General features: G+C 52.6%; 26 protein-coding genes and 2 pseudogenes. 10 read left to right on the top strand and 18 right to left on the bottom strand.

The features are described from left to right. The first annotated feature begins 43 nt into the window (after positions 1-43). Positions 44-271: a hypothetical protein gene (locus tag C3432_RS14355; protein WP_103777279.1), complete on the top strand. Its 228-nt coding sequence runs from the start codon at positions 44-46 to the stop codon at positions 269-271. Between the two features lie 688 nt (positions 272-959). On the opposite strand, the gene C3432_RS14360 is transcribed toward C3432_RS14355, so the two are convergent. Both C3432_RS14360 and C3432_RS14365 read right to left on the bottom strand, forming a co-directional pair. Then, complete coding sequence (locus C3432_RS14360; protein ID WP_146050922.1) at positions 960-3,323, bottom strand: glycoside hydrolase family 31 protein; 2,364 nt, start codon at positions 3,321-3,323, stop codon at positions 960-962. A 17-nt stretch (positions 3,324-3,340) separates the two neighbouring features. Next, positions 3,341-4,642 carry an MFS transporter gene (locus C3432_RS14365; protein ID WP_103777281.1) on the bottom strand — a complete coding sequence of 434 codons (1,302 nt, stop codon included), beginning with the start codon at positions 4,640-4,642 and terminating at the stop codon, positions 3,341-3,343. Between the two features lie 287 nt (positions 4,643-4,929). On the opposite strand from C3432_RS14365, the gene C3432_RS14370 reads away from it, so the two are divergent. Beyond that, positions 4,930-6,003 (top strand): LacI family DNA-binding transcriptional regulator, encoded by a 1,074-nt coding sequence (locus tag C3432_RS14370; protein WP_103777282.1) that lies wholly within the window; start codon positions 4,930-4,932, stop codon positions 6,001-6,003. 4 nt (positions 6,004-6,007) lie between these two features. On the opposite strand, the gene C3432_RS27680 is transcribed toward C3432_RS14370, so the two are convergent. The 3 genes from C3432_RS27680 to C3432_RS14380 form a co-directional block, all read right to left on the bottom strand. Next, positions 6,008-6,151: a hypothetical protein gene (locus tag C3432_RS27680; protein ID WP_181012922.1), complete on the bottom strand. Its 144-nt coding sequence runs from the start codon at positions 6,149-6,151 to the stop codon at positions 6,008-6,010. A gap of 97 nt (positions 6,152-6,248) precedes the next feature. Next, the gene (locus tag C3432_RS14375) at positions 6,249-7,244 is read right to left on the bottom strand and encodes a 2-dehydro-3-deoxygalactonokinase (RefSeq protein WP_103777283.1); all 996 of its coding nucleotides are present in this window, start codon (positions 7,242-7,244) and stop codon (positions 6,249-6,251) included. A 29-nt stretch (positions 7,245-7,273) separates the two neighbouring features. Next, positions 7,274-8,428, bottom strand: a complete 1,155-nt coding sequence (locus C3432_RS14380) for an iron-containing alcohol dehydrogenase (RefSeq protein ID WP_181012923.1) — start codon at positions 8,426-8,428, stop codon at positions 7,274-7,276. A 291-nt stretch (positions 8,429-8,719) separates the two neighbouring features. Between C3432_RS14380 and C3432_RS14385 the strand changes: the two genes are divergently transcribed. The 7 genes from C3432_RS14385 to C3432_RS14415 all read left to right on the top strand — a co-directional run bounded on the left by C3432_RS14385 (position 8,720) and on the right by C3432_RS14415 (position 15,174). After that, on the top strand, positions 8,720-9,520 hold the full coding sequence (locus C3432_RS14385) for an IclR family transcriptional regulator (protein WP_016153306.1): 801 nt from the start codon (positions 8,720-8,722) through the stop codon (positions 9,518-9,520). A 1-nt stretch (position 9,521) separates the two neighbouring features. After that, a complete protein-coding gene (locus C3432_RS14390) occupies positions 9,522-10,472 on the top strand; it encodes a 2-dehydro-3-deoxygalactonokinase (protein ID WP_103777285.1) in 951 nt (316 codons plus the stop codon). 42 nt (positions 10,473-10,514) lie between these two features. Then, positions 10,515-11,150: a 2-dehydro-3-deoxy-6-phosphogalactonate aldolase gene (locus tag C3432_RS14395; protein WP_103777286.1), complete on the top strand. Its 636-nt coding sequence runs from the start codon at positions 10,515-10,517 to the stop codon at positions 11,148-11,150. Between the two features lie 22 nt (positions 11,151-11,172). Beyond that, complete coding sequence (locus C3432_RS14400) at positions 11,173-12,147, top strand: Bug family tripartite tricarboxylate transporter substrate binding protein (RefSeq protein ID WP_016153309.1); 975 nt, start codon at positions 11,173-11,175, stop codon at positions 12,145-12,147. A 53-nt stretch (positions 12,148-12,200) separates the two neighbouring features. Then, positions 12,201-12,740: a tripartite tricarboxylate transporter TctB family protein gene (locus C3432_RS14405; RefSeq protein WP_103777287.1), complete on the top strand. Its 540-nt coding sequence runs from the start codon at positions 12,201-12,203 to the stop codon at positions 12,738-12,740. 2 nt (positions 12,741-12,742) lie between these two features. Next, a complete protein-coding gene (locus C3432_RS14410; RefSeq protein ID WP_103777288.1) occupies positions 12,743-14,254 on the top strand; it encodes a tripartite tricarboxylate transporter permease in 1,512 nt (503 codons plus the stop codon). 155 nt (positions 14,255-14,409) lie between these two features. After that, positions 14,410-15,174, top strand: a complete 765-nt coding sequence (locus C3432_RS14415) for an IclR family transcriptional regulator (protein WP_047389881.1) — start codon at positions 14,410-14,412, stop codon at positions 15,172-15,174. A 135-nt stretch (positions 15,175-15,309) separates the two neighbouring features. Here the strand turns inward: C3432_RS14415 and C3432_RS28355 are convergent. Next, positions 15,310-15,420 (bottom strand): annotated as a pseudogene (locus tag C3432_RS28355) (Arm DNA-binding domain-containing protein); the annotation flags it as partial. Positions 15,421-15,715: 295 nt separating this feature from the next. Here C3432_RS28355 and C3432_RS14425 point away from each other — a divergent pair. Then, positions 15,716-16,225, top strand: coding sequence for a hypothetical protein (locus C3432_RS14425; protein ID WP_103777290.1), 510 nt, complete (start codon positions 15,716-15,718; stop codon positions 16,223-16,225). A gap of 113 nt (positions 16,226-16,338) precedes the next feature. Here the strand turns inward: C3432_RS14425 and C3432_RS14430 are convergent, their stop codons facing one another. From C3432_RS14430 to C3432_RS14485, 12 genes and pseudogenes are all read right to left on the bottom strand, one after another. Further along, the gene (locus C3432_RS14430; protein WP_103777291.1) at positions 16,339-17,799 is read right to left on the bottom strand and encodes a hypothetical protein; all 1,461 of its coding nucleotides are present in this window, start codon (positions 17,797-17,799) and stop codon (positions 16,339-16,341) included. Positions 17,800-17,852: 53 nt separating this feature from the next. Then, positions 17,853-19,424 carry an SLC13 family permease gene (locus C3432_RS14435; protein ID WP_016153315.1) on the bottom strand — a complete coding sequence of 524 codons (1,572 nt, stop codon included), beginning with the start codon at positions 19,422-19,424 and terminating at the stop codon, positions 17,853-17,855. A 57-nt stretch (positions 19,425-19,481) separates the two neighbouring features. Next, positions 19,482-20,117, bottom strand: a complete 636-nt coding sequence (locus C3432_RS14440) for a hypothetical protein (RefSeq protein WP_016153316.1) — start codon at positions 20,115-20,117, stop codon at positions 19,482-19,484. Between the two features lie 37 nt (positions 20,118-20,154). Beyond that, positions 20,155-20,625 (bottom strand): CYTH domain-containing protein, encoded by a 471-nt coding sequence (locus C3432_RS14445; RefSeq protein ID WP_047497931.1) that lies wholly within the window; start codon positions 20,623-20,625, stop codon positions 20,155-20,157. 282 nt (positions 20,626-20,907) lie between these two features. Further along, positions 20,908-21,861 (bottom strand): LysR family transcriptional regulator, encoded by a 954-nt coding sequence (locus tag C3432_RS14450; RefSeq protein ID WP_103777292.1) that lies wholly within the window; start codon positions 21,859-21,861, stop codon positions 20,908-20,910. Between the two features lie 159 nt (positions 21,862-22,020). Next, a pseudogene (locus tag C3432_RS28000) lies at positions 22,021-22,232 on the bottom strand (lipid IV(A) palmitoyltransferase PagP); the annotation flags it as partial. 148 nt (positions 22,233-22,380) lie between these two features. Beyond that, a complete protein-coding gene (locus C3432_RS14460) occupies positions 22,381-22,848 on the bottom strand; it encodes a DUF6392 family protein (RefSeq protein WP_103777293.1) in 468 nt (155 codons plus the stop codon). Next, positions 22,845-24,563, bottom strand: coding sequence for an S-type pyocin domain-containing protein (locus C3432_RS14465; protein ID WP_103777294.1), 1,719 nt, complete (start codon positions 24,561-24,563; stop codon positions 22,845-22,847). Before C3432_RS14465 ends, C3432_RS14460 begins: the two co-directional genes overlap by 4 nt. Positions 24,564-24,566: 3 nt before the next feature. Beyond that, positions 24,567-25,064 (bottom strand): hypothetical protein, encoded by a 498-nt coding sequence (locus C3432_RS14470; RefSeq protein ID WP_181012924.1) that lies wholly within the window; start codon positions 25,062-25,064, stop codon positions 24,567-24,569. A gap of 806 nt (positions 25,065-25,870) precedes the next feature. Continuing rightward, on the bottom strand, positions 25,871-26,194 hold the full coding sequence (locus tag C3432_RS14475; RefSeq protein ID WP_103777295.1) for a TA system toxin CbtA family protein: 324 nt from the start codon (positions 26,192-26,194) through the stop codon (positions 25,871-25,873). A 20-nt stretch (positions 26,195-26,214) separates the two neighbouring features. Next, positions 26,215-26,571, bottom strand: a complete 357-nt coding sequence (locus C3432_RS14480; protein ID WP_103777296.1) for a type IV toxin-antitoxin system YeeU family antitoxin — start codon at positions 26,569-26,571, stop codon at positions 26,215-26,217. Positions 26,572-26,596: 25 nt separating this feature from the next. Further along, positions 26,597-26,818 carry a DUF987 domain-containing protein gene (locus C3432_RS14485; RefSeq protein ID WP_103777872.1) on the bottom strand — a complete coding sequence of 74 codons (222 nt, stop codon included), beginning with the start codon at positions 26,816-26,818 and terminating at the stop codon, positions 26,597-26,599. Positions 26,819-26,820: the final 2 nt, after the last annotated feature.

Below are 26,820 nucleotides of genomic sequence, written 5' to 3' on the forward strand. Positions count from 1 at the left end.
GGAGGTGATATCTATGAAAAACACAACAGAATCATGGTGGTAAATGAAAAAGGTCATTGTTTTTTTTAATGCTGAACCCTGCAAGGTGATCACTGTTCTTAAAGGTATTACCTCGATCCGAGAGGAGTACCCAAATGGTGAAGAAACACATCTTCGGATAATGTCTGCGGAGTTTCCTTCGTTGACCGGAGATCGTGGCATTGTTTACGTGGCTTCAGACAGAGAACTGACTTCGCAAGAGATACTTGATGCGGCTCAAAAGTATTTATAGCATCCTCTGCGTTTTTCATTTTTCTAATCTGTGTCACATCGTGTACTGACTCTCGCAGTGTCCAGGCGTTCCCGAAAAATCAGATATAAATAAAAACAATGCGTAAAATCCTTTGATTGCCTGCATAAAAAGCAGGCTTTTTTTTTAGAAAAAATAAAATCCACGACGATTATTATTTTGAGAGTAGTTGCTAAAATTATTGGTCAGCAAAAATATGTTGATATCCCTTTAATGTCCTTCCATGATACCTTGCCTTTTATGGTGGATCCTCCTAAGCGGCAGGGCTAATTAACCGGATGACTCTCCTTCACTGGCGTTCATCATGCACTACTGAAGCAGCGAGTCATGGGGGGTTACCCAAAGACTCACCGGGAGGCACCCGGCATCATACCCGTAAGCCTTTGCAGCAATGCAGGGGCTTTTTAAAAGGGATGAAAGACTAAATCATCCCACCGCCCTCCCCCTTTAAAACCCTTCAAAATATTCAACCGAACGGCGTTCGCCTGCTTTTCTGGAATCAGCAAAACTATCCGCGCTTCACCGGAGGCTTAAAAGACGATATTAAAAGCAACCTCTGCATTCTTCCTGGAATGAGCTCACCGTACCTGACAAATTGCACGATCCGGGGACATGGCAGACGGGTATTCACAATGTCCACGGACCATACAGGAGAGAGCATCAGGCCGCGCTACACCAGCCATTCCCCCCCTTCAACGCCATTCACCAGCAGCTTACGTTTTTCCCCGGTCGGCACAGCGATCTTCAGCGCTTTCCACGCCGGACGATAATCCCCGCGCGCGTTGATTTTCAGGTTGATGGTTGCCCCATCGCAAACCATATCCCACTCCACCCACAGCGCATTCCCGTTCTGGTAGCCCCAGCTTTCCCCGTCATCTTCAAACAACAGGCCGGAAGTCGTACCGACGCCTTTCACCGGGAACAGCTTCAGCTCGCGGGTATCGTCTTTTGCGGCGCTGACATGAGTGATGCGTTCGCTGAGCGGCAACCCCGCGCCCGCACGGACCAGCAGCGGCAGCTTTTCCAGCGGTGCATCACGAACTATCCATTGCCCGCCGGAGAACCACTCATGGGTATAAAAATCATACCAGCCGGTTTCGTTCTCAGGCAGCCAGACTCGCCGCTCGCGCTGCCCGGCCTCGACCACGCTGGCGACCAGCACGTCGCGCCCCAGCAGGAAGTCGTCGCACTCCTCAAAGGTCTGAATATCATGTTCATGATCGAGGAAGGTTGGGCGCAGCATCGGTTCATCGTCGGCATGCGCCTGCCAGAGCAGAGTGTAGAGATACGGCAGCAGACGATAGCGCAGCTCAATCGCACCACGAATGGCCGGTGTGACGCCCGGGTACATCCACGGTTCGTTAACCGTGTGGTCATCATTCCAGGAATGAATGGTAAAACGCGGATGCATGACACCGTTCTGGACCCAGCGCACAAACAGCTCAGCGTCTGGTTTGTCACCGGAGAAACCGCCGACATCGTGGCCGACGTTGAACAGGCCGGATAAACTCATCCCCAGCCCCATGCGAGTGTTATAGCGCAGGGTGTCCCAGCTGGTGCGGTTGTCGCCGCTCCAGGTCTGGACGTAGCGCTGCATCCCGGCGCAGCCGGAACGGGAGATCAGATACGGACGTTTTTCCGGCGCGAAGCGTTGCTGTGCTTCCAGTGAAGCGCGCATCATAAGCAGCGGCATCACCGGACGAATGTGCTTGATGGCGATTTCCCTGCCAAAGCCATTGCAGCGTGCTTCGCCATCCCAGACTTCATACTCGTTGTTGTCGTTCCAGGTAGAGTCAATCCCCATCTCCAGCAGCTGCGTGGTCACCCCTTCCTGCCACCATTTCACCGTCTGCGGGTTGGTAAAGTCGAGATGTGAGCCTTCGTCATCCCAGAAACTGGAGCGTTCCGGCGCATCGCTCTCAGAATCACGAATAAACAGTCCACGTTCCGCTACTTCATTATAACGCGGGTGATCCTGCAGCAGGCACGGCTTGATGTTGGCCGCCAGCTTTAACCCTGCGTCGTGAAAAGCCTGCGTCATCACTTTTGGCTGTGGCACTTTGTCGTAGTTCCAGTTAAAGACGTAGCGCTTGCCGTTGATCGAGGTATAGCCGGAAGAGAGCTGGAAGGAATCGCAGGGGATCGCGTGTTCTTCGCACAGGCGAATAAAATTCATCAGCTGGTTTTGGGCGTCCGGGGCATCGGTGTAGTGCATGGTTGAACCGCTGTAACCCAGGCTCCATTTTGGTCCAAACAGCGTCTTACCGGTCAGGCGCACGAAGGCTTTGGTGATATCGAGTACCTGTTTGCCAGTGAAAATGTAGTAATCAATATCGCCCGCCTCCGCCTGCCAGCGGCGATAGGCGGTGTGGTAGTTGTCAATCTCATTGCCCAGATCCAGCCAGCAGCTGCTCAGGTTGTCGTAGAACAGACCGTAGCTCACGTCATCACGACGGGCAATGGTGAACGGGATGTGCTTGTACAGCGGATCGGTGCTGGCGGCGTTATATCCCATTGCGTCAAGGTTACGCATCTCATAGCGTTTCCCGTTGCGCTGGAGATCGCCGGCTTTCTCACCCAGACCATAGAACCTCTCGTCCTTACGACGGCTCAGATAGTGCGCCACGCCATCGCCATGGGCATTCAGCAGATATGCACTGGTCGGACGGTCATTCACCAGCGGCTGCCACTCACCCGCGTCGTTGCGGTAGTGCCACTCCAGCCACAGCGGCTGATGCACGGTCACGCGCAGTTGTTCGGTAGCCACCGTCAGCACATTGTCCTGCCGCGTCAGCGTCCAGACGGGGCAGGTGAAACCGCTCAGGTCATCGCGACGGCGCCCCTCCCACGGCACATCTTTTTCCGGGGCGATGCTCCAGGTGCGTCCGAGCGCCAGTTCGCCTTTGCGCTTAATCAGCACGCGGAACAGGTTCTCTTCCAGCACATACAGGCACAGGCGGTGCTGATTATCGACCAGCAGTTCCAGATGGTTTGCCGACTGCTTATCAATGGTCCAGTTTTTCAGGGTTTTCATATGCAATACATCCACTATCAGGTGCGCTTGACGCGACGTTCAGCAATAAATGCTACCAGGAAAACAGCGCCAATCAGGTCAAAGAACCCCATGGCAATAAAAAGTGGGTTGAAGCCGATTTTGTCGGCGGTCACACCAATTAACAGAGAGAACAGGAAGCTGGCGATCCAGGCTGCGGAGCCGCGCATACCGTTGACGGTCGCCATCTGGCCTTTATCGAACGACTCCACCACCAGGGCGCTGAGCATGCAGGAGATGATCTGGTGCCCGAAACCGCCAATGGAAATCAGCACGATGGTGATATACGGGTCACGGGTTATGGCGACGACCCCTAAGGAGATCATCAAGAATGCGCCGGTCACGGAGCTTGCTACCACCGAGTTCACGCGGGTGCAGCCGAACAGACGGGTATACAGCCGGGTGAGGTAGCCGCTCGCCACGCTGCCGAGATCGGCGGCGAGGAACGGCAGCCAGGCAAACATCGCAATCTGCTTAAGGTCCATACCGTGCTCTTTGGCGAGATACAGCGGAACCCAGAAACTCAGTACGGCCCAGGCCGGTTCCGCCATAAAGGCCGGGATGGCGATCCCGTAAAAACGTTTGTTCTTCGAGACGGTTTTCAGCGCGGTCAGGAAGGGCAGTCTGACGGCAGGCGGTTCGTTATCCTGCTTAATAAACGCCAGCTCGTCTTTGCTCAGGTTCGGGTGCTGCTCCGGGTTGTGATAGAACGCCCACCACAGGATCACCCATACCAGCGCCAGCACGCCGGTAAACATAAATGCCCCCTGCCAGCCAAACGAGGCGTGAGCGAAGTAGATGATAGGTGGGGCCAGCATGGCGCCAATGGAGAAACCCACGCCCGCCCAACCGGCCGCCACAGGACGTTCCGATTTCGGGAACCACTCGCCAATGGTTTTGGCATTCGCCGGGGTGGCGGCCGCTTCCGACGCCCCCATAAAGAAGCGCAGGATCGCCAGGTGTATCCAGCTTCCGGCGCCAGCGTGGAAAATACACATCAGCGCCCAGATCCCGGCGCAAACCATAAAGCCAATCTTCAGGCCAATCACGTCAATCAGCCAGCCGCACAGAGGCTGGAAAATGGTGTAGGCGATCTGGAAGGCCCCGACGATCCAGGAGTATTGCTCAGTGGTGATCCCAAGGCTCTCTTTCAGCTCCGGGGCAAGAATACCTAACGAGTTTCGGGTGATGTAGTTAACGGTGACGCCAAGTAAGAACAGTACCAGCACATACCAGCGCAGGTTTTTAATGACGCGACGGGTTTTGCTTGTCGCAACGGTGTTATTGATGTCCTGACTCATTTTACTCTCCACAAGACGGACGGTAAGGGACGTAGGTTCAGGTGGCACACAGATTTTTATGACACTGATTGTTAACCGTTTTAATGCTTAAGATTGGTATGCAACTAGTATGGAACCTGTATGACAACTTCACCTTAAGAGAGAATGTGAGAGGGGAATAGTGGATTTTGTGCAAAAAATCTCATCACTGACGCAAATCATTTGGCAGCATGGGCTTAACATCAATTATTACCTGATGAAAAGACTGTGAAAATTTTGTCATTTCGCAAATGGAGCCAGATCACAAAATGGACAAAAGGCTAAAAATCACCGAAATTGCCGCCCGCACTCAGCTCTCTATCAGCACCGTTTCGCGCGTGCTGGCGGGGAAGGCGAATACCAGTGAAAGAGCACGCAAAAAAGTGCTGTCATGCGCGCGGGAGCTGGGCGTAATGGAGGGACTGGCGGCGGGGCGGCTTCTGCTTAACAGCCTTATGGTGTTTGCACCACAGCGGGCATTTGATGAGCGGTCTGACATCTTTTACTACCGTGTGATCCAGGGGGTGAGTAAAGGTCTTGCCTTGCATGATGTCCGACTTCGCTATTGTGCCCTGGAAGAGAATGACAGCGACGCACAGTTGTTTCTGGCGCGAATGAACGAACCCGACACCCAGGCGGCAATTCTTCTCGGTATCGACGATCCGCATATCCACGATCTGGCGGTAGATATAGGTAAACCCTGTATGCTGATTAACTGTCACGACCGCCACATGCGGTTGCCTGCCGTCACGCCCGCTCACCGCGCTATTGGCGAGCGGGCGGCAGAGTACCTGTTTGAAATGGGGCACCGCGAGATAATGAACGTGCTTTGCCTGCGGCGCTACACGATGGAGCTGCGTCTGGCGGGGATCCGGGATGCGTGGCAGTCGCACAATCTGAAGTTCAACGATAAACGCGATTTGCTGGTAGTGCCAAGCTTCAGCGCACGCGAAACGGAGCAGCTGGTCAGCGTCTGGCTCAGTCAACGTCGGGGGAAAGAACTGCCCACTGCATTTTTAGTCGGCGGTGATTTTATGGCAGCCGGCATCATCAGCGCATTGCAGAAACAGGGGTTGCGTGTGCCGCAGGATGTCTCGGTGATGAGCACTGACGGGTTTAATCTGGCGGCGATCCAGGATGTACCGCTCACCGCAGTGCACGTTCCGCGAGATGAACTGGGGACTGAAGCGGTTCATATGCTTCAGCAACGGCTGATGCGCCCGGACGCGCCTGTAGGGACGCTGATGCTGAATGGAACGCTGACCGTAAGGGAATCAGTCCGGCGAATACGTCAGGGGAAACGACGTACTGCCGTTGAGCGGGAGGGGCTATACGACAGCTAAACGCTCACTTTGGCACAAAGCAGACGCCCGCCTTAAACGTCAACTGGCTGAGCAGGCTGATGCACTGACCATCCTCCAGACGGCCGCGACACACTTCGCAAAGCGCCTGAATGGCCTGCGGCCTGGGGAAATTGCCCAATAAAATCATTGTTACCTCTTACGCATCCGGTCCTTATGTGCTGTATGCGAAACATTGAAAAACCACAAAGCCCCGCGTAGCCTGCGAGGCTTTGTTATCTGGTGCGTTACGTCATCTGACGGGCAATATGCCCTGCCCCTTTGATCGCCAGCTGGGCGATCTCGTCTTTATCACAGATAAAATGGACCGGGTTCTCAAGTCCATATCGGCTGCGCCACAAAGAACGATACATTTCGCAGCGCTGCCGCTTGCCTGTCAGCACAATGTCGCCTTGCAGAGAAAAGCCTAAACGCTCGGCCTCATCAAAAAGTTTCATGTCATCCGCCGCCAGCGCCGCCTGACAAAAAAACGTTCTTTCGACTGCGGTGCACGGCAACGAGAACTCGATAAAACGCGTAAACAGCAGCGTGCGCAGAAGGCCCGCATGATGCACGCTATCACAGGCATATTGCAGGATGTCCGCCGAGAAAAAATCGTCATCCTCTTCTTCCAGCATACTGGCGCCAATAAACGTCTCTTTTTTCACCGCCGCATAAACTTGCCCGCTCAGACTGGTAATACTGCCGGCGATTCTTCCCTGCGCGTCAATGTGGATAAGCTTGGTTGTTGAACCCAGTTCGATCATCGTCAGCGGCAGGTTCCTGTAAATCGACGTCATCAGCCCCACGGCCTGAGTCTCTTCCCCGCGCATCAGGTCGATATCCCGCAGGCTGGACCAGCTACGATCCGCCTGCGCATTTTTGATACCAGGGACAAAACGGATCTCCAAATCCAGAGGCAGTATTGCGGGATCTTTAACCTTCACCACCCGGGAGACAAGCTGCTCAAGGCTCACCGGAGCGGTGATATGCGGTATCTCCAGCAGCCCGAGGTTAGAGGTGATCATTCCCGAGGCAATCGCAAAACGCACATCACCGGGCGTCAATTGGTTAGCGCGCAGCAGTTCACTTATCCCTGCGGCAATGGCGTCTCTGAAATCCCCCTGAGAACGGGCCTTCCCGGAGTTAACGCCAATAGCGAGGAGATGTTCAGCAACGATCTCCTCATCGCGTAACAAATAGAGCCGGGTCTGGGTTGAACCGCTGTCGATGATAATAATCATAAGCTTGCTCCTGAGGCGGTGGCGTGGGTTTAGAGGCTTTGCTGATAAATGGCGCGAATCTCATCGGCATCAGGCACGCGGGGATTATTCGCAAGCACGACGCGCATCGTGGTGGTGGCATTGCCAATAAACCAGTCGAAATGTTCCTCTTTAACGCCCAGAGAGCTGAGCGACGGCAGCATATTGACGTAGCCCAGCAGCGCACGCACCGCATCAATACTGCTTCTCGCCGCTTCTTCTTCGGTCATATTGAGGGTATTCACGCCAAGCGCTTTGGCGATAGCGGCGAATTTTTGCGGCGCGCTTTGCCAGGTGAATTCCATAAAGGCCATGTAAATGGCGGCAATGCCTTCGGCATGTACGACATCAAGCAACCCGCCCATCGGGTGCTGCAACGCATGGGGCAATGTCGTCCCGGCACAATCAATCGCCATACCCGCCAGCGAACTGGCAAAAGTGACTTTTTCCCACGCCTCAATATTGGTGGCATCGTCATAAACCTGCGGTAAATATTTGCCAATCAGCTCAAGCGCCTGTAATGAAAGCATTTCACTCATCGGATGGGCATTTTTCGAAATAAATGACTCCAGTGCATGAAACAGAACATCTGCCCCCGGACCGGCAATAACGCGCCGGGGTAACGTCAGCATTAACAAAGGATCAATAATTGCCGCCTTCGGATAAATCAGCGGGTTCACCAGCCCTTTTTTGTCATTGGTCTGTGGATTCGTAAATACCGCCGTTTTATTCGCTTCGCTGCCCGTGCCTGCGGTAGTCGGAATTAACACTACCGGTAGCGCCGAATCAGCCGGAGTTTGTCCAAATACATAGTCCCAAATTCCTCCGCTATTACAGGCCATAAAGGCAATGCCTTTTGCCATATCCATCGCGCTTCCCCCGCCGATGCCGACAATCACATCGCATTGCTGTTCACGGGCGAACGCAGCCCCTTCATCGACAAGGGTTGAAAGCGGGTTCTGCATGAAACGGTCAAAACAGACGGACGTCACGCCCGCCTGCGTCAATACATCAACCAACGCCGCCAGCTGCCCCGTGGGCTTCGCACTATCTGAAGCAATAATCAGCGCCTTTTTGCCGTATTGCGCGGTAATTGTTCCCGCCTGTGCCAGTTTCCCCTGGCCAAAATAGAAATTAACCGGATTAACGAAATTAAATCCTGACATAATTTTTCCCTTATGGTGTGAATTCACGATGAAGTTAATGCGGCGCGCGATGCCCATTAATAATCAGCCATTCGCCTGAACGAGAAGCTATTCGATACGCATCACCGACAGTCCAAAATATATATTTCACCCCGAACCTCAATTGTGATTACTATCGCTTTATTCACCCTAATAATCCCTATATATGAAACACGGGTTTATAATGTGGTATTGTGTGAGCGAATTCATATTTCCAGTTAATTGACTATGGAAATATACCGCCATCAAATAAGCGACCTGGCGGAAATTATCATGACCTCCTCTCCTTCGACTGTGAACGGCGTACAAACGTTACTGCGCGGACTGGCTGCCATTGAAGCGGTTGCCGCAGGACATCATGATTTACGCGCAATCAGTCAGCACATTTCCGCACCGCGCAGTACAACGCATCGTCTGATCAGCGCCCTGGTCGCTCAACGATATTTGCGACAAATTTCCAGCCGGGGCTATTTTCTCGGGCCAAGACTGATTGAGCTGGGCGGCGCATCGCTTGCCGGTTACCCGCTACGCATCGCTGCCCGCCCGCTGCTCGAAGCGCTGGCTCAGCTCACTCAGGACACCGTCCATCTCGGCATTCGCGAGCAAGGCGACGTGTTGTATATCGATAAAATACCCGGCACCCGCGGGCTGGAGATGCGCTCGCGCGTTGGGCACCGTATGCCGCTGTTTTCGACTGGCATTGGCAAAGCGCTGATGCTCGGCGCGACGATGGCGGAATGGCAGCACTTTTATCGACTGCATAATCCCGGCGCGGACGCCGGTTCCTTTATTCGCAGCATGCACCATTACGCTGAGCGCGGTTACACCCTGGATCTGGAAGAGAACGAACTCGCCATCCGCTGCGTGGCGGCACCGATTCGGGATGCCGGAAATCATGTTGTCGCCGCTATTTCCGTCGCCAGCATCGCCCCCTACATGCCGGATGAACGCATGCAGGAGCTCAGCGGCATCGTAAAACGTTACGCTGAGGACATTTCCGCAGAGCTGGGCTGGGTGGCGCATCGAACCTCTCTGATTTATCCCTTCGTCTCTACGCATGCAAAAGGATCCTGATATGACTGCATTGATCGCCCTGGATTGGGGAACCAGCGCGCTACGCGCCTACCGCTTAGCCGCAAACGGCACCGTGACTGCACGGCGGGAACTTCCCCACGGCATCATGAAATTACCCGACGCGCCCAATCGGCTGATGAGCTTTCGTCTAGCCTTCGACCTGGCCTGCGCAGACTGGCTGGCAGCCGATCCCGCCTGTCCGGTTATTGCCAGCGGCATGATTGGCAGCGCCCAGGGCTGGCAGCCCGCGCCCTATTTGCCTGCGCCCTGCGATGCTCGTCAGTTGGCGGAGCAGTTAACCCGCGTCGATGTCGATGACCAGCGCTGCTTCTATATCATTCCTGGCGTTCAGCAAACGAACCTTTTGCCGGAAGTGATGCGTGGAGAAGAAACCCAGGTGTTCGGCGCAATCGCGGGTGATGAACGCCTGCGTGATGTTCAGGCCAGCGGCAGAGAATCGCTGATTGCCCTGCCCGGTACGCATTCAAAATGGGTGAGCGTCACGCAGGGGAAAATTGACCGCCTGCGTACGTTTATGTCGGGGGAACTTTACGATGTGCTGCGCCACCATTCGATACTGGGGCTGACGATGCAGCCCCCTGAAGCTCCTGACTGGCAGGCTTTTGCTGAAGGCATCCGCGTCGCCCGCCAGCAGTCAGGCAATTTGCTCGGCTCTCTCTTTTCGGTGCGCACCCGGCTCCTTTGTCAGCAGCTATCGCCGCAACAACAGCCGGACTATCTCTCGGGTCTCCTGCTGGGCAATGAGCTTGCCATCGCGCTGGATGGGATCTCCGCCGATACCGACATCACCTTAATTGGTTCGCAGCCGTTGTGTCAGCGCTACCAGCGCGCCATGGCGATTTTTGAATGCCGCAATCCGGTGTATATCGCCCCCGGAGCGGCGGAACAGGGAATGTGGCAGGTAGCGCGTTACGCCAGTCTTGTGGCCTGATTTCCCGTTGACCTTTTTCTCGACCAACACCAGGAACTGACTATGGATTTTATCACCACGCTACGTCAAACCGGTCTGATTGCCATTCTGCGCGGTATACCGCCCGAACAGGTTGAAGCCGTCGGAGCCGCCCTGTATGAACAGGGATTCCGCATCATCGAAGTCCCGCTTAATTCGCCTGAACCCTTGCTGAGTATTTCACGTCTGCGTCGTATTTTACCTTCGGACTGTTGGGTGGGCGCTGGAACGGTGATGACCGTGACTCAGCTGCATGACGTGGCGCAAAGCGGCGGCCAGCTGATTATCTCTCCCCATACCGATCCGGTATTAATTGAAGAGACAAAGCGCGCGGGATTGATAAGCCTCCCCGGGGCGGCGACGCCAGGCGAGGCTTTCAGCGCGCTGGCGAAGGGAGCGGATGCGGTGAAACAGTTTCCCGCTGAGGCGATCCCTCCCGTCGTGGTGAAAGCGTGGCGCGCCGTGATCCCCGCGGCGATCCCGCTGCTGCCCGTTGGTGGAATCACGCCGCAGGCAATATCCGACTATCGCGCTGCCGGAGCCAGTGGATTCGGCCTTGGCGGCGCGCTTTACCAACCAGGTATGACAGCAGAGCAAGTGGCCAGTCGCGCCGCTGACTTCGTGACCGCCTGGAGAACGTCCTCGCCCCTTAATACATAAAAAGAACCAAACGGAGTTGACTATGAAAATTCAAAAATTTACCTCTGGATTATTAACCTCGCTGTTAGCCGCCAGTTCATTACTGCTGGCAAGCCCGACTCAGGCGGCGGATTATCCTACGCGCCAGATAGAGCTGATCGTCCCCTTCGCCGCTGGCGGCGGCACCGATCTGGTGGCGCGCGCATTTGCTGAAGCCTCTAAGCCGCACTTTCCGGTCGGCGTTGGCGTCATTAATAAGCCTGGCGGAGGCGGCGCAATTGGTTTTAGCGAGCTTGCTGCGTCGCGCCCTAACGGCTACAAGCTGGCGATGGGCACCGCCGAACTGACTATCCTGCCCTCTCTGGGAATGGTGAAGTTTAAAACGGAGGACTTTACTCCACTGGGCCTGTTCAATATGGAACCCAGCGCCGTGACCGTTAAAATCGACGCACCATGGAATACGCTGGAAGAGTTCCTCGCCTGGGCGAAAGAGAATCCGGGCCAGGTCAGGGTAGGCAACTCAGGAACGGGCGCAATCTGGCACCTGGCAGCCGCGTCGCTGGAAGATAAAACCGGCGTGACCTTCAACCACGTTCCTTTCGATGGCGCGACGCCAGCCGTCACCGCGCTTTTAGGCGGGCACATTGAAGCCGTCACGGTGAGCACTGCGGAAGTCCTCAACCAGGTTGAGGATGGCAAGCTGAAAACACTGGCCGTAATGAGCACTCAACGTGACGCCAACATGCCTGACGTCCCCACGCTTCAGGAAAAAAACATCGATCTGTCGATCGGCGCATGGCGTGGGCTGGTTATCTCCAGCAAAACCCCGCAAAACGTGATCGATTTTCTGACCACCGCTATCGCCGCCACTGCCGATGAACCCTCTTTCAAGGAAGCGTTAGCCAAAATGCGCCTCAACTATGTCTGGCTCGATCGTGCTGAATTCCAGGCATTGCTTGAAGAGCAGCAGCGCGATTTCTCCGTCACCATCGAAAAACTGGGCCTCGGTCAAAAATAACGGTGACGTCCGGCCAGCCCCCTCTGGCCGGATAGTCCTTATGGGAGTCGTTTATGGTTGAAAATCCGTTAACTCCGACAACGCCGCCACCAGCGTCTACGGCAGAACGACAATGCTACATTTTGGTCGCTCTGCTGCTCTGTCTGATCGCCGTAGTGGTGCTGACGATTGCCAAAAGCTTTCCCGCAACGTCCATTTCTACGGATATCGGGGCGGGCGCATTTCCTTCGGTTTATAGCTGGTTGCTGATTATTCTCTCGTTGATCTTAATTGCTGGTCAGTTCTCTGGTACCACGCTACGCCAGCTGATGGTTCTACCCACTCGCCCCACTCAGGGGTTTGGACGCTGGACGGGGCCGTTTTGTACCGTCGTCACCTGCGTGGCATACCTCTACGCCATGGAGCTTTTTGGCTACCTGGTCGCAACGGTACTTTTTATGATGCTGATTATGAAAATCTCCGGTATCCAACGCTGGTGGGTTAATGGACTGCTGGCCATCGTGCTCTCCATTACGCTGTATATCCTCTTTTCGCTGGCGCTGAACGTTCCGCTGCCGGAAAGCAGCCTCCTGGAATCGCTGACTCTGGAGTAATTATGTCCCAATTTGATCTTATTCTCGGCGGCGTAAATAGCTTGCTGGCCCACCCGGAAGCCATTTTATTTTCAATGATTGGCGTCTGGCTTGGCATCCTGGTGGGCGCGTTACCGGGCCTGACTGTCACCATGAGCGTTGCCGTAATGCTGCCTTTTACCTACGGCATGGATCCGATTTCTGGCTTACTGATTATCTCCGGCGTCTTTTTTGGTGGCGTTTATGGTGGTTCGATTATTGCCATTCTGCTCCGGATCCCCGGCACGCCAGCCGCCGCGGCAACGGCGATTGACGGCTATGAACTGACGAAAAAAGGTCAGGCCGGTGTGGCGCTGGGCACGGCGACGTTCTCCTCTTTTTTCGGCGGCTCCCTCAGCATAATCGTGCTGATGTTCCTCTCGCCGATTCTGGCCGAGGTGGCGCTAAAATTCAGCGCCGCTGAGACGTTTGCGCTGGCCGTTTTCGGCTTAAGTATTATTGCCAGTATTTCCGGTGAATCGCTGATTAAGGGGCTGATCGCCGGCGTTGGGGGTTTGCTGGTCGCGACCATTGGCCTCGATCCGATGGGCGGATTTCCGCGTTTCACCGGCGGTTTTGTCGAGCTGATGAACGTGCCTTTTATCCCGGTGATGATTGGCCTGTTCGCCACTGCAGAAGTGCTTAAGTCGCTGGAAAAAGACGAGGTAGTGAGCAAGACGGTGCAGTACGCTATTGGTCGAATCATTCCGCCGTGGTCTACGTTTAAACGTCTGATTGTCACACTACTGCGCTCCTCCGGTCTGGGCGTGTTTATTGGCATGATTCCCGGCGCGGGGGCGGATATTGCCGCTTTCGTTTCTTACAATGAAGCGAAGCGCTTTGCCAGGCCGGAAGATCAGTTTGGCAAGGGTGAGCTCAAAGCGGTTTCGGCCTGTGAAGCAGGCGCCAATGGCTGCACGGGCGGCGCGCTGTTGCCTATGCTGACGCTGGGGATTCCTGGTGACGCCACGACGGCGGTGATGCTGGGTGCGCTGACGCTACAGGGAATGCAGCCTGGGCCTCGTCTATTTACCGAACACAGCGACACGGTCTATATGCTGTTTGTCGGAATGCTGTTTTGCTATCTGATGCTGCTTATTCTTGGCCTGGTTTCCGTTCGTTTCATCGCCAAAATGATCAACATTCCCAAGAGCGTCCTGACTCCGCTGATCCTCGCGCTGTGTATCGTCGGCACCTATGCCCTGAACAACAGCATGTTTGACGTCGGCATTATGCTGGTCGCGGGCGTGATCGGCTATTTCATGCAAAAAGGCGGTTTCCCGGCATCTCCTGTCGTGCTGGCACTCATCATGGGGCCGATGGCGGAAAGTAACTTCCGTCGCGCGATGTCGCTGTCCAACGGGAGTTTTGATTTCATTTATACCCGTCCCATCACCGCCACGCTCCTGCTATTGGCGATGCTGACTCTGTTTGGCCCAATGGTACGCAAAGCCATAGCCGCAAGACGCGCACGTAAAAATCAGTTGCTCTCCTGAGTGAGCAGAAACGGGCAGAAAATCCGTCACTGTTACACGGAATTTCTGCCCGCGGTGGCGAAATCACGGCGCGGTTACATTTTTATCGCACAGAATCGGTTATTGTTATCGTACTGATCTTAAACATGAATATGACCACTGTATCAGGGTGAATTATGGATGCTCAACCTACCGAAATTACGGGAGTACAAACCCTACTGCGCGGTCTTGCTGTTATTGATGCCGTCGCGTCAGGATGTCGGGATTTACGCAGCGTCGGCGAGTTTACCGGAACCAGTAAAAGCACGACCCATCGGCTGCTCAGCGCGCTGGTACAACAGCGTTTTCTTCGCTTCACTCACCACGATGGCTATGCGCTCGGCCCACGCTTAATTGAGCTGGGCACCCGTTCACTGGAAAATACGCCGCTTTATCCTCTGGCGCGCCCCTTCCTGCAACAGCTGGCGGATTTTACCCGCGACACGGTTCATCTGGGGCAACGGGAAGGCGCGGAAGTCCTGTATATCGATAAAATTCCAGGCCAGCAGGGACTGGAGATGCGCTCGCGTATTGGACACCGCATGCCGCTGGTGCTGACCGGCATTGGCAAAGCGCTGTTACTCGACGCGGATGAATCCGAATGGCGTCAGCTCTTTTTAGCGCATGGCGAATTATGTCATCTCCCGGACTTCCTCGCCCGGATGCGCGGCTACGCCGACGCAGGCTTCGCGTTCGATCTTGAAGAAAATGAGCCGACGATTCGCTGCGTGGCGGCTCCGGTTTACGATGCCGGAAACCATGTGGTCGCGGCCATCTCCGTCGCCAGCACGGTCATCTATATGCCGGACGCACGCATGCAAGAACTCGTCCCTCACGTCAAAGAGTGCGCTAAAAAAATCTCGCTGGAACTGGGCTGGCGCGCCCCTTCTTTTACCCCGTAATCCCACCGCTTAATGTCAACATCCTTGAATGTTAACGGGCGACATATCGATTGCAACTATGTCGTCTGTTGCTGTCCCGCGAGTAGAGTGCCCCACTGCCGGGTTCTCCAACATGCAGGTTCGAAAACACACTCTTTTTCGTGCAGGAGAAGGATCGTTGCCAGCCGCGAATGTCCTTTTAGCCTCCTGACGCTGGCTTCTGGCTTCAGCCAGAGAAACATCGGGGTAAACGCCAATAGCGGACAGGAATAATGAATAAAACCGATCGGCACGATCGACAGAATCGATTATGAACAAGCAAAATGCTTTATCGTCGGACGTGGATAACGGTGTGTGTAGCAGCCTGCAAGGCCTGGCGGTCAATCTATTTTTGACGCAAAGAAACTAAGGTGAACTATCAGAGCAGGTTATCATTCAGATAAGCAGAATAGATTTTTTGTTTATAATTTATTATGTTAGCTTAAGTTAAGACGCAGAATCGCACTCATCCTGGCTGCAATTCTGGTCTTATCTGATAGCACCACGCGTGCGGGAGGAAAAAATGAGTCAACCTGTTTATCAGAATATCGCGCAGGAAACGAAAACCTCCCTGGATGAATGCTTTGCTCAGCGTGTGATTCCTCTGGAGCAGCAGTATCTCGCCGGGCTTCAGGCGCTGAGAACAACACTTTTCGGTCAGCAGGAAATGGCTGAGCTTTCACCCGCGCAGCGTGACGAGCTGATCGCCTGGGTTGACGAGCTCGATCGTCGCATCATCACCTACCAAACATTGTGCACCAAATATCTGAACGCCCTTAACTCTGAGCAGCAGCGTGAATTAATGACCTTTATGCTCTTCGGCGATACCCGGACAGCACGGGCACAGAAGAATATCCAGGAACATATACAGCTGCGCAGCGAAGCCGTGAGCAGAATCAACGAGCGGCTGGTCGATCTGCACTCTCCTGAGGCGCTCAAACGTCAGCTTCAACAGCGGCTGGAAAAAGAAATCCACATCCGGCGTTTTCTTGACGAATCCACCCACTATCGTCCTGTGCGTAAAACAGGCTGAGCGGTTGCTCAGCTTTTATTGCCGGATGTCGGCGTAAACACCTTATCAGGCCTACAGATGTGGAACCCGCAGGCCTGATAAGCGCTGCGCCATCAGGCATTTTATCTCTGTCGTCAGCCCTCTTCGCTTTCTGATTCCCCGGCAGTAAAAACTGGCTCAATGCGCTTGATACCCGCGCTGTTAATAATGATGCGTGCCCGCTCCAGAAAACTCTCTTTGCCATCCGTCACCCGACGAATAAGGTTGATGTGATAGACCTTTTCCCCGTACAGCACCTGCTCATCATCCAGAGTCGGTAATTCATTCAGCAACTCATCGGTGTATTTCAAAAAAGGGGTGATATCCAGGCGCGTAATATCCATCACAGAACGATTCACGGCGGAAAACATCTGGTCGCCGCCGCGCAGATGAACGTGTTTGGAGTAGTGCAAAATGTCTTCGCTCAGATAATAGTTTTGAATATCCAGAATGTGCACCTTACGGCGCATCGTCCTGACGTCATCGGGTAGCTGACGCTCCCCCACAAAGACGAAAGATTCGTTGCACTTACCGACCGGAGAGCGCAGGTTCTTATAAATTATCTGCTGTCGGTCAGGTAGCCAACGGCGAAATGTCGAAAACAATCGCGCCCGAAATCCCTCTTTCATTCTGTCTTTAAAGATATAGCCAATCACCATTGCGAGAAATAGTTGAAAGCTCAGCGCTCCGTATTTCCCCTGCCAAATAAACGCCACCGCCGTCGCGAAAATCATCGCAATTGCCGCGGCGATTCCGGCAATGGTATGCGCCAGAAAGGTCTCGCCTTTTTTACGCCGGATATCCAGATACATTGGACTGCTGATATATTTTTTCAGGGTATTAACGTGATAAATCACCAGTTCGTTATCCGAATTAGGTGACGGGAAAGTCCCCGGATGATTGGCTTTGCGATACAGCATCTGCTCGCGCCAGAAAATACGCAGAGTATCGTATCCCGGTGAAGGCGAAAGATCATTGAGCAATTTACGCCCATAGTGCGTCAGCATCAGAGAGAGGAATTCGTCACCATAGTCAATGATGCGTAACGCATTGACCTCAGCCACCTTTGACATCTTTATCCGCATCCGGCGATAGTTATTGAGAATATCCTCTGCGGTGGCGGCGAAGCTCAGCAGCGCCTGCTCCTGTTTGTCTTCGCTCAGCTTGCCGATATAACGTACCTCTACGTGAAGCGCCCGTTTGAAGGTCAGGCAAAACATTTTGAGTCGGTATTCAAAACCCTGCGCAGAGGTATCTTTGCTCTGTTCGGTAATTAACCGTTCAATTGTCCCCAGCGTCTTCGGCACGCTGACGGACAATTTACGCAGCGACAGGGTGGGAGGACGCAGACGAATATAGTTCTTCAGGTTTTGCTGAAAGGCCTGCGGCGGAAATGTCCAACGATTGATCTGCAAACTGGAAGGAAAGAATAGCCAGGTTTCAATATGGTAGTTTTCGCTTCGTAGAGGTTTGGTGCCGACTTTCTGCGGGAAAAAAATCCGCTGCTTAATTTCGATACAGCGTTTTCCTGATGCTTTTATCGTATCGCCTGGCATCTTTGCCTCCTGCAAATCAGGCGGTAATGTGAATTACCGCCTTCACATCAATGCTACCAGAGGGCGCTATTGAACCCCATCAGCGGCATGACATATTGAGTCCATAAAATCAGTAACACCCAAATAATAGCCATCTGGATAATACCATATTTGAAAGACTCACCGGTCGAGTAGTGATCGAGCAGGTAACTGATGTTTGCGGGTTTAGAGTTAAAGTAGAGCACGTAAACCTGGTTAATCAGGAATGCCATCGGCAGACAGAATCCCACCACGTCCCAGCCGAACTTTTTAGCGATACTGATAATGATCGGGAACATAATGATGGTACGTGCCGTTTTACTTTCGCTCACCAGCGTGGTGATGGCGAACACGCCGCTCAGTACGGCAAAGACCAACAGTTTGCCGCCACCTGAAGGGTCGATCTGCCATTTATCAAACAGGCTGTGAATATAGAGGCCGACGATATCCGTCTGATCGACCATTCCGCCAAGGACGTAAGCACCAAAGCTGAACATCAGCATATGCCAGGGAATGTCCGCATCGTTCCACTTCATCACGCCCAGCGCCGGAAGTTTGCACACCGAAGGCATCAGCACAACGCAGGCACCGGCCACGGCGATAACCTCGGCACGCATACCGTGCACCCGGTCGGTCGCCCACAGCAACAGGACGATAATAAAGGTCAGCGCCGCGCGAACTTCACCCGCGCTAATCTTGCCGAGCTGCGCCAGTTCCCCTTTCAGGCGATCCATGCCGCCTTCAATTTTCGGCTTAGCATCTTCTTTCTTAATGGGGAAAATCCAGCGTGTTCCGGTGTACCAGGCAATGGCACACTGAATCAGCGCCAGTGGACACAGGGCAATGAACCAGTCGCCGTAATAGACTTTGAATCCCGCCTGCTCCATCATCGCGACCGCCAGCAGGTTAGCTGCGGAACCGGTGATAAAGGCGCTGGCCGACACGTTATTCGCCAGCAGATTCAGCAGCACCATGTTGCGCCCGACGTTATTGCGTTTTTCCCCGCCGGTCGCACCGTAGATGGCGGCGATAACCATAAACAGCGGTAACAACAGCGCCGTTTTCGCTGAGGTCGCACTGATGAACGCCCCGAGAATCAGGTTGAGTAATATAAAGCACCAGAACAGCAGCGAGATATTATTCCCCATGCGTACCAACAGCCAGAGCGACATACGCTTCGCCAACCCTGTCACCACCAGGGCGCTGGCCATGATGAAGCTGGCAATGTTCAGGATCATTACTGGCTCACCCAGCATGGCAAACGCTGGACGCATCTTCATTGTGCCGGTCAGGATCACCGTGACGACCACGATAAGCGAGGTGAGATAGTTCGGAATCGCCTCCGTCAACCACAGCACCAGCGAGGCAAGAAAAATTCCCGTTGCGCTGTAACAGTTGGCCGGAGGAACTTTGGTTTGGGTATCGAACATTTCGATAGGCCCGACCCACTGCAAATGAAAGAACAGGAACAGCAGGATAGCCAGCGGCATACCGATGAATTTGATCCGCTCCATCCAGATACCGGCTTTAATCTCCTTGAATTTCTCCAGAGAGTAATTGCTCATATCCAGCGGATCGAAAACTTTCTTAGCGCCTTTGTCTGACATGGCCATGTCTCCTTATGCGCCTCCATGGGCAGCAAGCTACCCCTGGAGGCGTGAATTTCACATGCCAACAACCTGTCTGGCGGCTTTCAGATAATTCGTGTTAGGCAGTTCGTCGAGCCCCAGCGCCGCAACCGCTGCCTTAATTCCGGCATAATCTTCACTTTCGCAACAGGCGGTTTCGACCATCGCACCGTTAAACCATACCTGCGCGTATTCGCTGATGATGCCGTTAACGGAAAAACCGTAGCGCATTTTCTCTACTTTAACCGGTACTAAATCGCTACTGGCCCGCGCCATATTGGTAAATTCTTCCAGGGTATAGCACTCTTTATCCAGCGCCATGTTGACCTGGAGATGCTGCAAAATGGTGGCTAACTCCTCACGCTGCACCGGGAATTGAAACTTGCCGCGCGGCTGGAAGATCTCATAGCCTTCCGGGGTTTCACCGGTTTTCGTTTTGATATCCAGCAGACCGTCGCGGACTTTAACGTTAACCGTATCGGTATGTAGCGACAGAAAGTAGGTCTCTTCCGGCATCTTACGAGCCTTAAATAATGTGGCTTTGGCATCCCACATTTTTTCTTTTACCCGTTCGATAATGCCGTGGCCGAATACGCGGAACTCCGCGCGGGGAATGATTTTTTCAGCGTCGCTCGACGACGTGGCGGTATTCTTATCCATATGCGTAGCCATTGTGATTCTCCTGTTCCATTAAGAATGGTGAATGCCGCTATTTATCCCATTCGGTAAAAGGATGGGCGACCAGATTGGAGTTGAAGTAGCGCGGATCGCCGCTCACCTCTTCACCAATCCACTCGGGTTTATCGAACTGCTGCTCTTCACTTTTCAATTCCACTTCTGCGACGATCAGTCCGGCGTTAACCCCCATGAATTCGTCGATTTCCCACACCACATCACCCACCGGGATTTTGTAGCGTTTCTTTTCGATAATGGGGCGCTCTGCCAGCTCATCCAGCATGGCACAGCAATCGGCATACGGAATTTCGTATTCATATTCAGTTCGCGTTGCAGAAACGGTAACTCCCTTGATGGTCAGGAACGCCTTATCGTTTATCGTCCGGATACGAACGGTTCTCTCTTTTATACTGCTGAGATATCCCTGACGATAAACGGTTCCCTCTGCAAGTGCGCGCCACTGCTCTGAGCACACCAGGAATTTCCTTTCAATTTCTTTAGCCATCTTAAGCCTCTCATTGTCGGAACATCTGTCGATAGTTATTCACTATCTCTCTTAATTGACTCCATATTAGGCAGGCTTCTGACAGGATTAAAAATTGTAAATCAGTATCAGACCTATAAGCTCAGTTTATAGATTGATGCCGATCACATTTATTATTTTCTCATTAATTTTAGAGAGTTAAATTTGATAGAGGCGTAAGCAATGTGTTCGGCTTATAGGCTGGTTTTTTTCAGACATAAGCGTATGAGTCCTTGTTTTATCAAGGATAATGAACAATGCCACTTAGCGATGATTATGGAATATATTTTCCAGCAGCTCAGGAAAACTCCCCCACTCATTATCTGGAGTGTCATCATAAAGCAGTGAAATAAAGCCGAGGGCGGCGCGGGACAGTGAGTGCTCCCCCTGGTAAACAAGGTAGTAATCTACCGCGAGATTAAAACCTTTGACATGAAGTTCGACCAGCTCACCGCTGTTCAGCTCATCGGATATCGCCAGATGAGGAATCACGGTTACGCCATAACCGCTGCCGATAAGCCGTTTAGTCGCCTCCAGATTAGAGAGCGTCACTCGGTTTTGCGGAGCGGTGTTCGCTGAGTGACGTTTAAACCACGAATTTATTTTGGCTCTTATCCGCGTTCCTTTCTCACGCATAATGAAAGGTGATTGTAGCAATTCATCCGGACTCATATCCCGCCCGGCACATGCCGCCAGGGGGGAGTGCTTGCCCACCACTACTTTGTAGTTTTCCCGATGCAGAAATACCTGTTGTAACGGAGAGCGAATTACGGAACGTCCGGCAAAACCGATCTCAACCTCGCCGCTGGCGACCAGTTCCGCAATGTGGTGCGAGTTACCGGTCAGAATTTCCAGTTCAATTCCCGGAAAGCGTTCGTGGAAACGCTGAATAAAGCGTGTGAGATAGTAAGTGCCCATCACGCCCGTCGCCCCGATGGTCAGACGGCCTACCTGTAGTTTACTGATGTCCTGAAACACGCTCTGTACTTCATCAAAAAGATGAAAAATACGCTGTGTGTATTCAAACAGGACTTCGCCTTCTTTGGTCAAACTAATTTGCCGACGGGAACGATCGAATAATGACACCTTCAGATAGCTTTCCAGCGCCTGGATCTGCATGCTGATGGCGGGCTGAGATAAAAAGAGTGCCTGTGCGGCCTTAGTAAAACTGCCGCTGATAACAACCTGGTTGAACGTCTTAAAATGGTCAATATCCATATTCAGGTACCAGCGGTTAGAGGTGCGTTTAACGATTCTGAATATGAATATACCGAATTAACACAGAAAAAGCAGGGGAGCATCCGTTCGTTTTCCTGGATGACGTATTCCGGAAACCGCATGAGAAAAGGTGATAATGCCTCGCTGTCTCAACAAGTAGAAGCGCATCCACGCAAACAGGGCGTTACCATTGTTATACGTACCGGGATACAGGTAAATTGAAGGGCCGCACGCTTATACCCGGCAGAAAACAGCGGAAAAACAAAAGGTAACGGAACGTAGTTGGCAAAATCATCCCGCGCCGTCATACCCGCCGCCACCCCAAGCCCAAGGCGAAAATCCTGAGCACTGTCGGGGAACCAGTCCTTTTGTATAGAACACACGTAGCAGCCGCTTGAACTCATTTTTGCAAAAAATATACCTGGCTCAGTGAAGCAAACCGCTGCAGGAAACTCTCGGGCACACCACCAACCCAAACAAAGCTTTCGGGCTGGTGGTAGTTTTTGATACTAAGCTGGCTTACCAGCGAAGTTCTGAAGTAGGAATATACACGACAGAAGAAACCATATCCGCCATATCATAATTAACCTGCATACTCATAGGAACAGATCGCCCACTAACCATGAAAATGTCTGTCCAGCCAAAAGCTCTTTTCATGATGACCTCAGGGGGAGAACTTCGCTCCGGCTTCCCTAGCGTTTCGTGAATCCAACTTCGCGACATAGTATTTTTAAGAGGAGGTGGTAATTCATTAGGGAAGCTCCATCCATTAACATTATCATGTTGAATACTGAGGATAACCGACCATAACAGACGCCCCTCTCTTTTGAATGTGAGATGAACCCCTTCCCTTGCCATATCCAATGTTAAATCTGGGTCTCCAGCATAACCAGTTGGTTTCGTTTTATAAGGAATTAGCCCTTCATCAAACAATTCTTGATAAGTCTTTCCTATCCCGTCAATTAAAGCGTTAATATTCACCGTCATTTATACAGCCCCATTTCATTGTTCAACTCATGCATTTTCACCCTTGCCGCCTCTATCTGAAATTCGGTTGCCCCATGCTCTTTTAGTGCAGGCTTAACGGCATCCAGGTTGCGATCCGCTGCTGCCCGCAGATTCAGAGAATCCTGCTCAATTTGTGCTGGTTTATTACGACCACCGTATGTCTCACTTAATTTTTGATGCACTTCTTTGGGAACAACAATCGCAGCGACATCTTCAGCCATTCGATCTAACTGTTTAGTGTCGAGCTTCGGATATTTTTTCCTCAAGTAGGCACGAGCAGCCGCAGCCGAAGGCATATGGTCAACCTCATATTTCTCCTGTCGTGAGCGGCGCTTAAAGTCGCTGTACAGCTCGACTTCCAGAAACTCCACAGGTGGTTTGCTCAGGTAAATATAAATCGGCGGCAGGTCTGGCAACGGCAGGATAAGAATATAATCTGCGAAATTTTTCTCTTCCGGTGCCGGGCTGGTGGTGGCTGTTATACTGGTATTGTCTGGCAACGGGTCCACAATCACCGGATTCGGCAGCACCGGTCGCGCCTGATTGCCGGTATTTGATGGCACACTGACGCCGGAATGATCCGGTGTCCAGACGATGGTGATGCGCGGTTCTTCCTCGGTGGTGAACGTGTACGCCTGATAACGGCTGTCCCACGCCATTTTGCGCACCCGAACCATATCCTTGCCCGGCTGCGTATGCCAGCCGTGCGGTGTCGGGTTGCCGCTGGCGTCAGTCTCCCACGTAAAGCGTACACGGGTTGGGACTTCCTGCATCTGCACCGCCCGCATCCGGTCAATAAAATCCTGCTCGCCGTCATTTAACCGGCCAGGCATCATCCCTATCAGTAACCCGGCTACCGATGCGCCAGCCCCGGCGGCGGCAACCTCCCCTAAACCAGCCGCACCCCGTACCGCCCATGTGCCATAGGTCAGGGTACGCCCACCCAGCAGCTCCAGCGAACTCGCCCCGGCGGTCGCGGCCTGCGCCCGCGTTGCGGCAGTTGCCGTGGCGACTGCCGCCTGATAATCCATTTCCTCATGGTTGCCGTTCAGCCACTTCCACAGGGCGCTACGTTTCTTCGGCTTCGGTATATCTTCCGGCCGCTGCGGCTTTTTCTTCGCCGTCTGCGCATGCTGAGGCGCGTCGGTATCCGTCGCCGCATCCGCTGGCGGTGCTGCACGGAAGAAGCTCATTTCTGCAAAGTTGTTGTGCGGCTCCCGCTGGCCTCCGGCATCGTTACAACCCTCGCCCCGCAGGCAGGATTTGGCAAACACCCGGTTACGCTCACGTTCTTCGGCCAGCCGCTTTTCTTCCGCCTCCTGCTCTGTCTTACGTTGTGCCAGAAATGCGGCCTGTTTCTCCGCCGCAATCTGCTCAGGTGATGGAGCGGCTCCCATCCACTGCCCAAGTGGAGCAATAATCCGGTTAGAGCCATAAGGACAGTCACAGCGCACAATTCCCCGATCAACCGCAACAGCAGTGCCGTGAATCGTCCAGCGAGGATCCCCTTCAACAACCGTGCCGGGTTTTCCACACGTCGGACAGGGAGTGGTTTTATCACCATTTCTGATAACACCATAGCCGTATACATTGTAATTAGTGAGAGATATGGATGGAATCAGCCTTGCGCCTGTAGTCGTTTTGTCGCAGGAAAGGGCTTTTCCCCTCCCGTGAATATCTGGTCGGTATCCCATAGATTACACTCCGGGAACAACCAAAAAATCATCCAGCAACGGTATGCCTTCCCTGACAGTCAGCATACTACCACTCTGTGGAGTACTGATTACTTCATCTCCGTTATCCAGCATACTGCCAACCAGCGCCACGCCTTTTCCCTCTGATTCATAGAGAAAGCCCGCGCCACTCACGATCCTTGCAGTGCTGCCATCTGCATAAGTGATAATGCTGCCCACAGTCAGCACACTGGCCCACTCACCATTCTCGAGATGGATTTTATAACCCTCGTTCGGGTCTGAACTGAATTCCTTTGCCGTACCACCGAGACGAGTCAGGCAACCAGCCACTGCAATCCGGTAAATCGCCGTCACCGGGTGGTTTCGCGCATAATCCTCCTGTTCGTCGATAAGCGCACGCACCTCCTCACTCATGGTTGTCAGTTTTTTTTCAGCAAAGGGAGACTGAGCAAGTTCTGCAAAATTTTCCGGAGTCAGCTCATCGGTGTATTGCATATTCATAAAAAATCCTTTTATTGCTTGTGGTTAAAAACCACCAAATCTTACCCTTGTCGTAACTTATCCAAAATTAATGCGCATTTTTTGCTCACAACATCGTAACAGCCGTCAATGAAATACTTTCCGCAATGATGCTGATGCAACCGCTCGTGGACCTAATTTCGTAGGACGCGGTAAACGCTTTTAAGAAATGAGGCGATAGATCCACACCTCGCTAAAGGCTGTTTTTTTCCATCACCTTTCGTAAGCGGATAAGATTGCTTGCCATGTATTAACACTCCTGAGTAGTGGTTAACGATACATGGCAATATTGACACTGGAATACAAGATTTGAAATTCACCTGCTGGAACAAGCACGTTCATTAACTGAGATTCTTAATGTTGTGATGGTTAATCGTTACCAATCACCATCATTATTAAGCTGGTCTTTAGTAGTTCATTCAGAAGTCAATGAGTTTTCACTCAGGGTATTCCTGGGGTTACCTGATTTCAAGGTCTATGAGGGGCATTGTGTATAGTTCCAAAGTGTAGAGCACGAACTATACGCATTACTATACACATGAATGTATAGATTTGAGTAGACGTTAAAAGAAGTGAGTCATGGAGCGGGCGAAGGGATTAGAACAAGACAACCAATAACTTGAAAAATATAGAATTTTCAAGTTATATCTTAACTTATACCCCCAAAGATACCCCCAAAGCACAGAGGCTTTGAATTCAAGTAATTACCTTTGTCGATAAATCAGCAGGAAGCGAGATGATAGCAAATGGCAGGCATACTCGAAAGCAGCGATACCGTTAGCATCAGACTAATTACGATTCATTAAACCCAGATCGCGACGGGCCCTCATGATATCAATAATCGTGAGATATGGCGTTTGTTCTTGCCAGCTAAACCCTCTGCGATCGATACGAACCAGTTCGTACTTTTCCACTAGAAAGTTAATGGCATTAGCGCGAGTGATACCGGCATCGATATGTTCCTGTATGACGGTTTCATCACAGAAAGGTGTATCGTTTAGTGTCAGGCCATAATGCTGTTCCAGCAGACGACTAAGTAGCATTTGCCAGATATTCACGGGCGACAGGCATGGCTTCGCCGCCCGCATATTTGTTGTAGGTAGAAATTTCATTTTTTCTCTCGTGAAAGTAATTAACGTTGAGTGGGATAAACAGCGATGTATACGTAGCCGCAACTGCCAAGGGTGTCGGCTTCGCAAGTAAGCCCATTGTGATATAGCGTGACGCAGTGCTGATGCTGGGGGGAAAGTTCTCCGCTGGTAAGCATCAGCTCCAGTTGCTTGAGTATCAACGGAAAGGCCTGATCCAGGTATAGCGCGTCATCGTCGCAGAAAGCACCGTTAAATCCGGCCCGATCAGCAAGAAAATGCAGGCGGTCGCCTTCTTGCACCAGCCGAGCTCCAAAACAGGGTGTGATCGTACTCTTTAGCCCCCAATGCTGGCAGGGGGGATTCTCCGGTATGGCACCGGATTCTGAGTGATAGTTCATTATTGTTCCTGATTAAAGTGAAGGATTAATTGAGAGTGACGCTTCGAAGAATGACATAGGGACCATTGCGGTCCTGACGACGTTCAGCAAACACGGCCAGTACACCGCTGATATCCTGCACCTCCCGACCAGCATAATGGCAGATACTGCCAGACCATTTATATTTGCCTGTACAGAAGCGAAACAGCCGTGATCCAGGTGGTTGTCGGTATATCGCCATCGCCTGACGTTTGCTGATAATTTTCATGC

It is taken from the genome of Citrobacter amalonaticus (genome assembly GCF_002918555.1).
GTDB classification, from domain to species: domain Bacteria; phylum Pseudomonadota; class Gammaproteobacteria; order Enterobacterales; family Enterobacteriaceae; genus Citrobacter_C; species Citrobacter_C amalonaticus_A.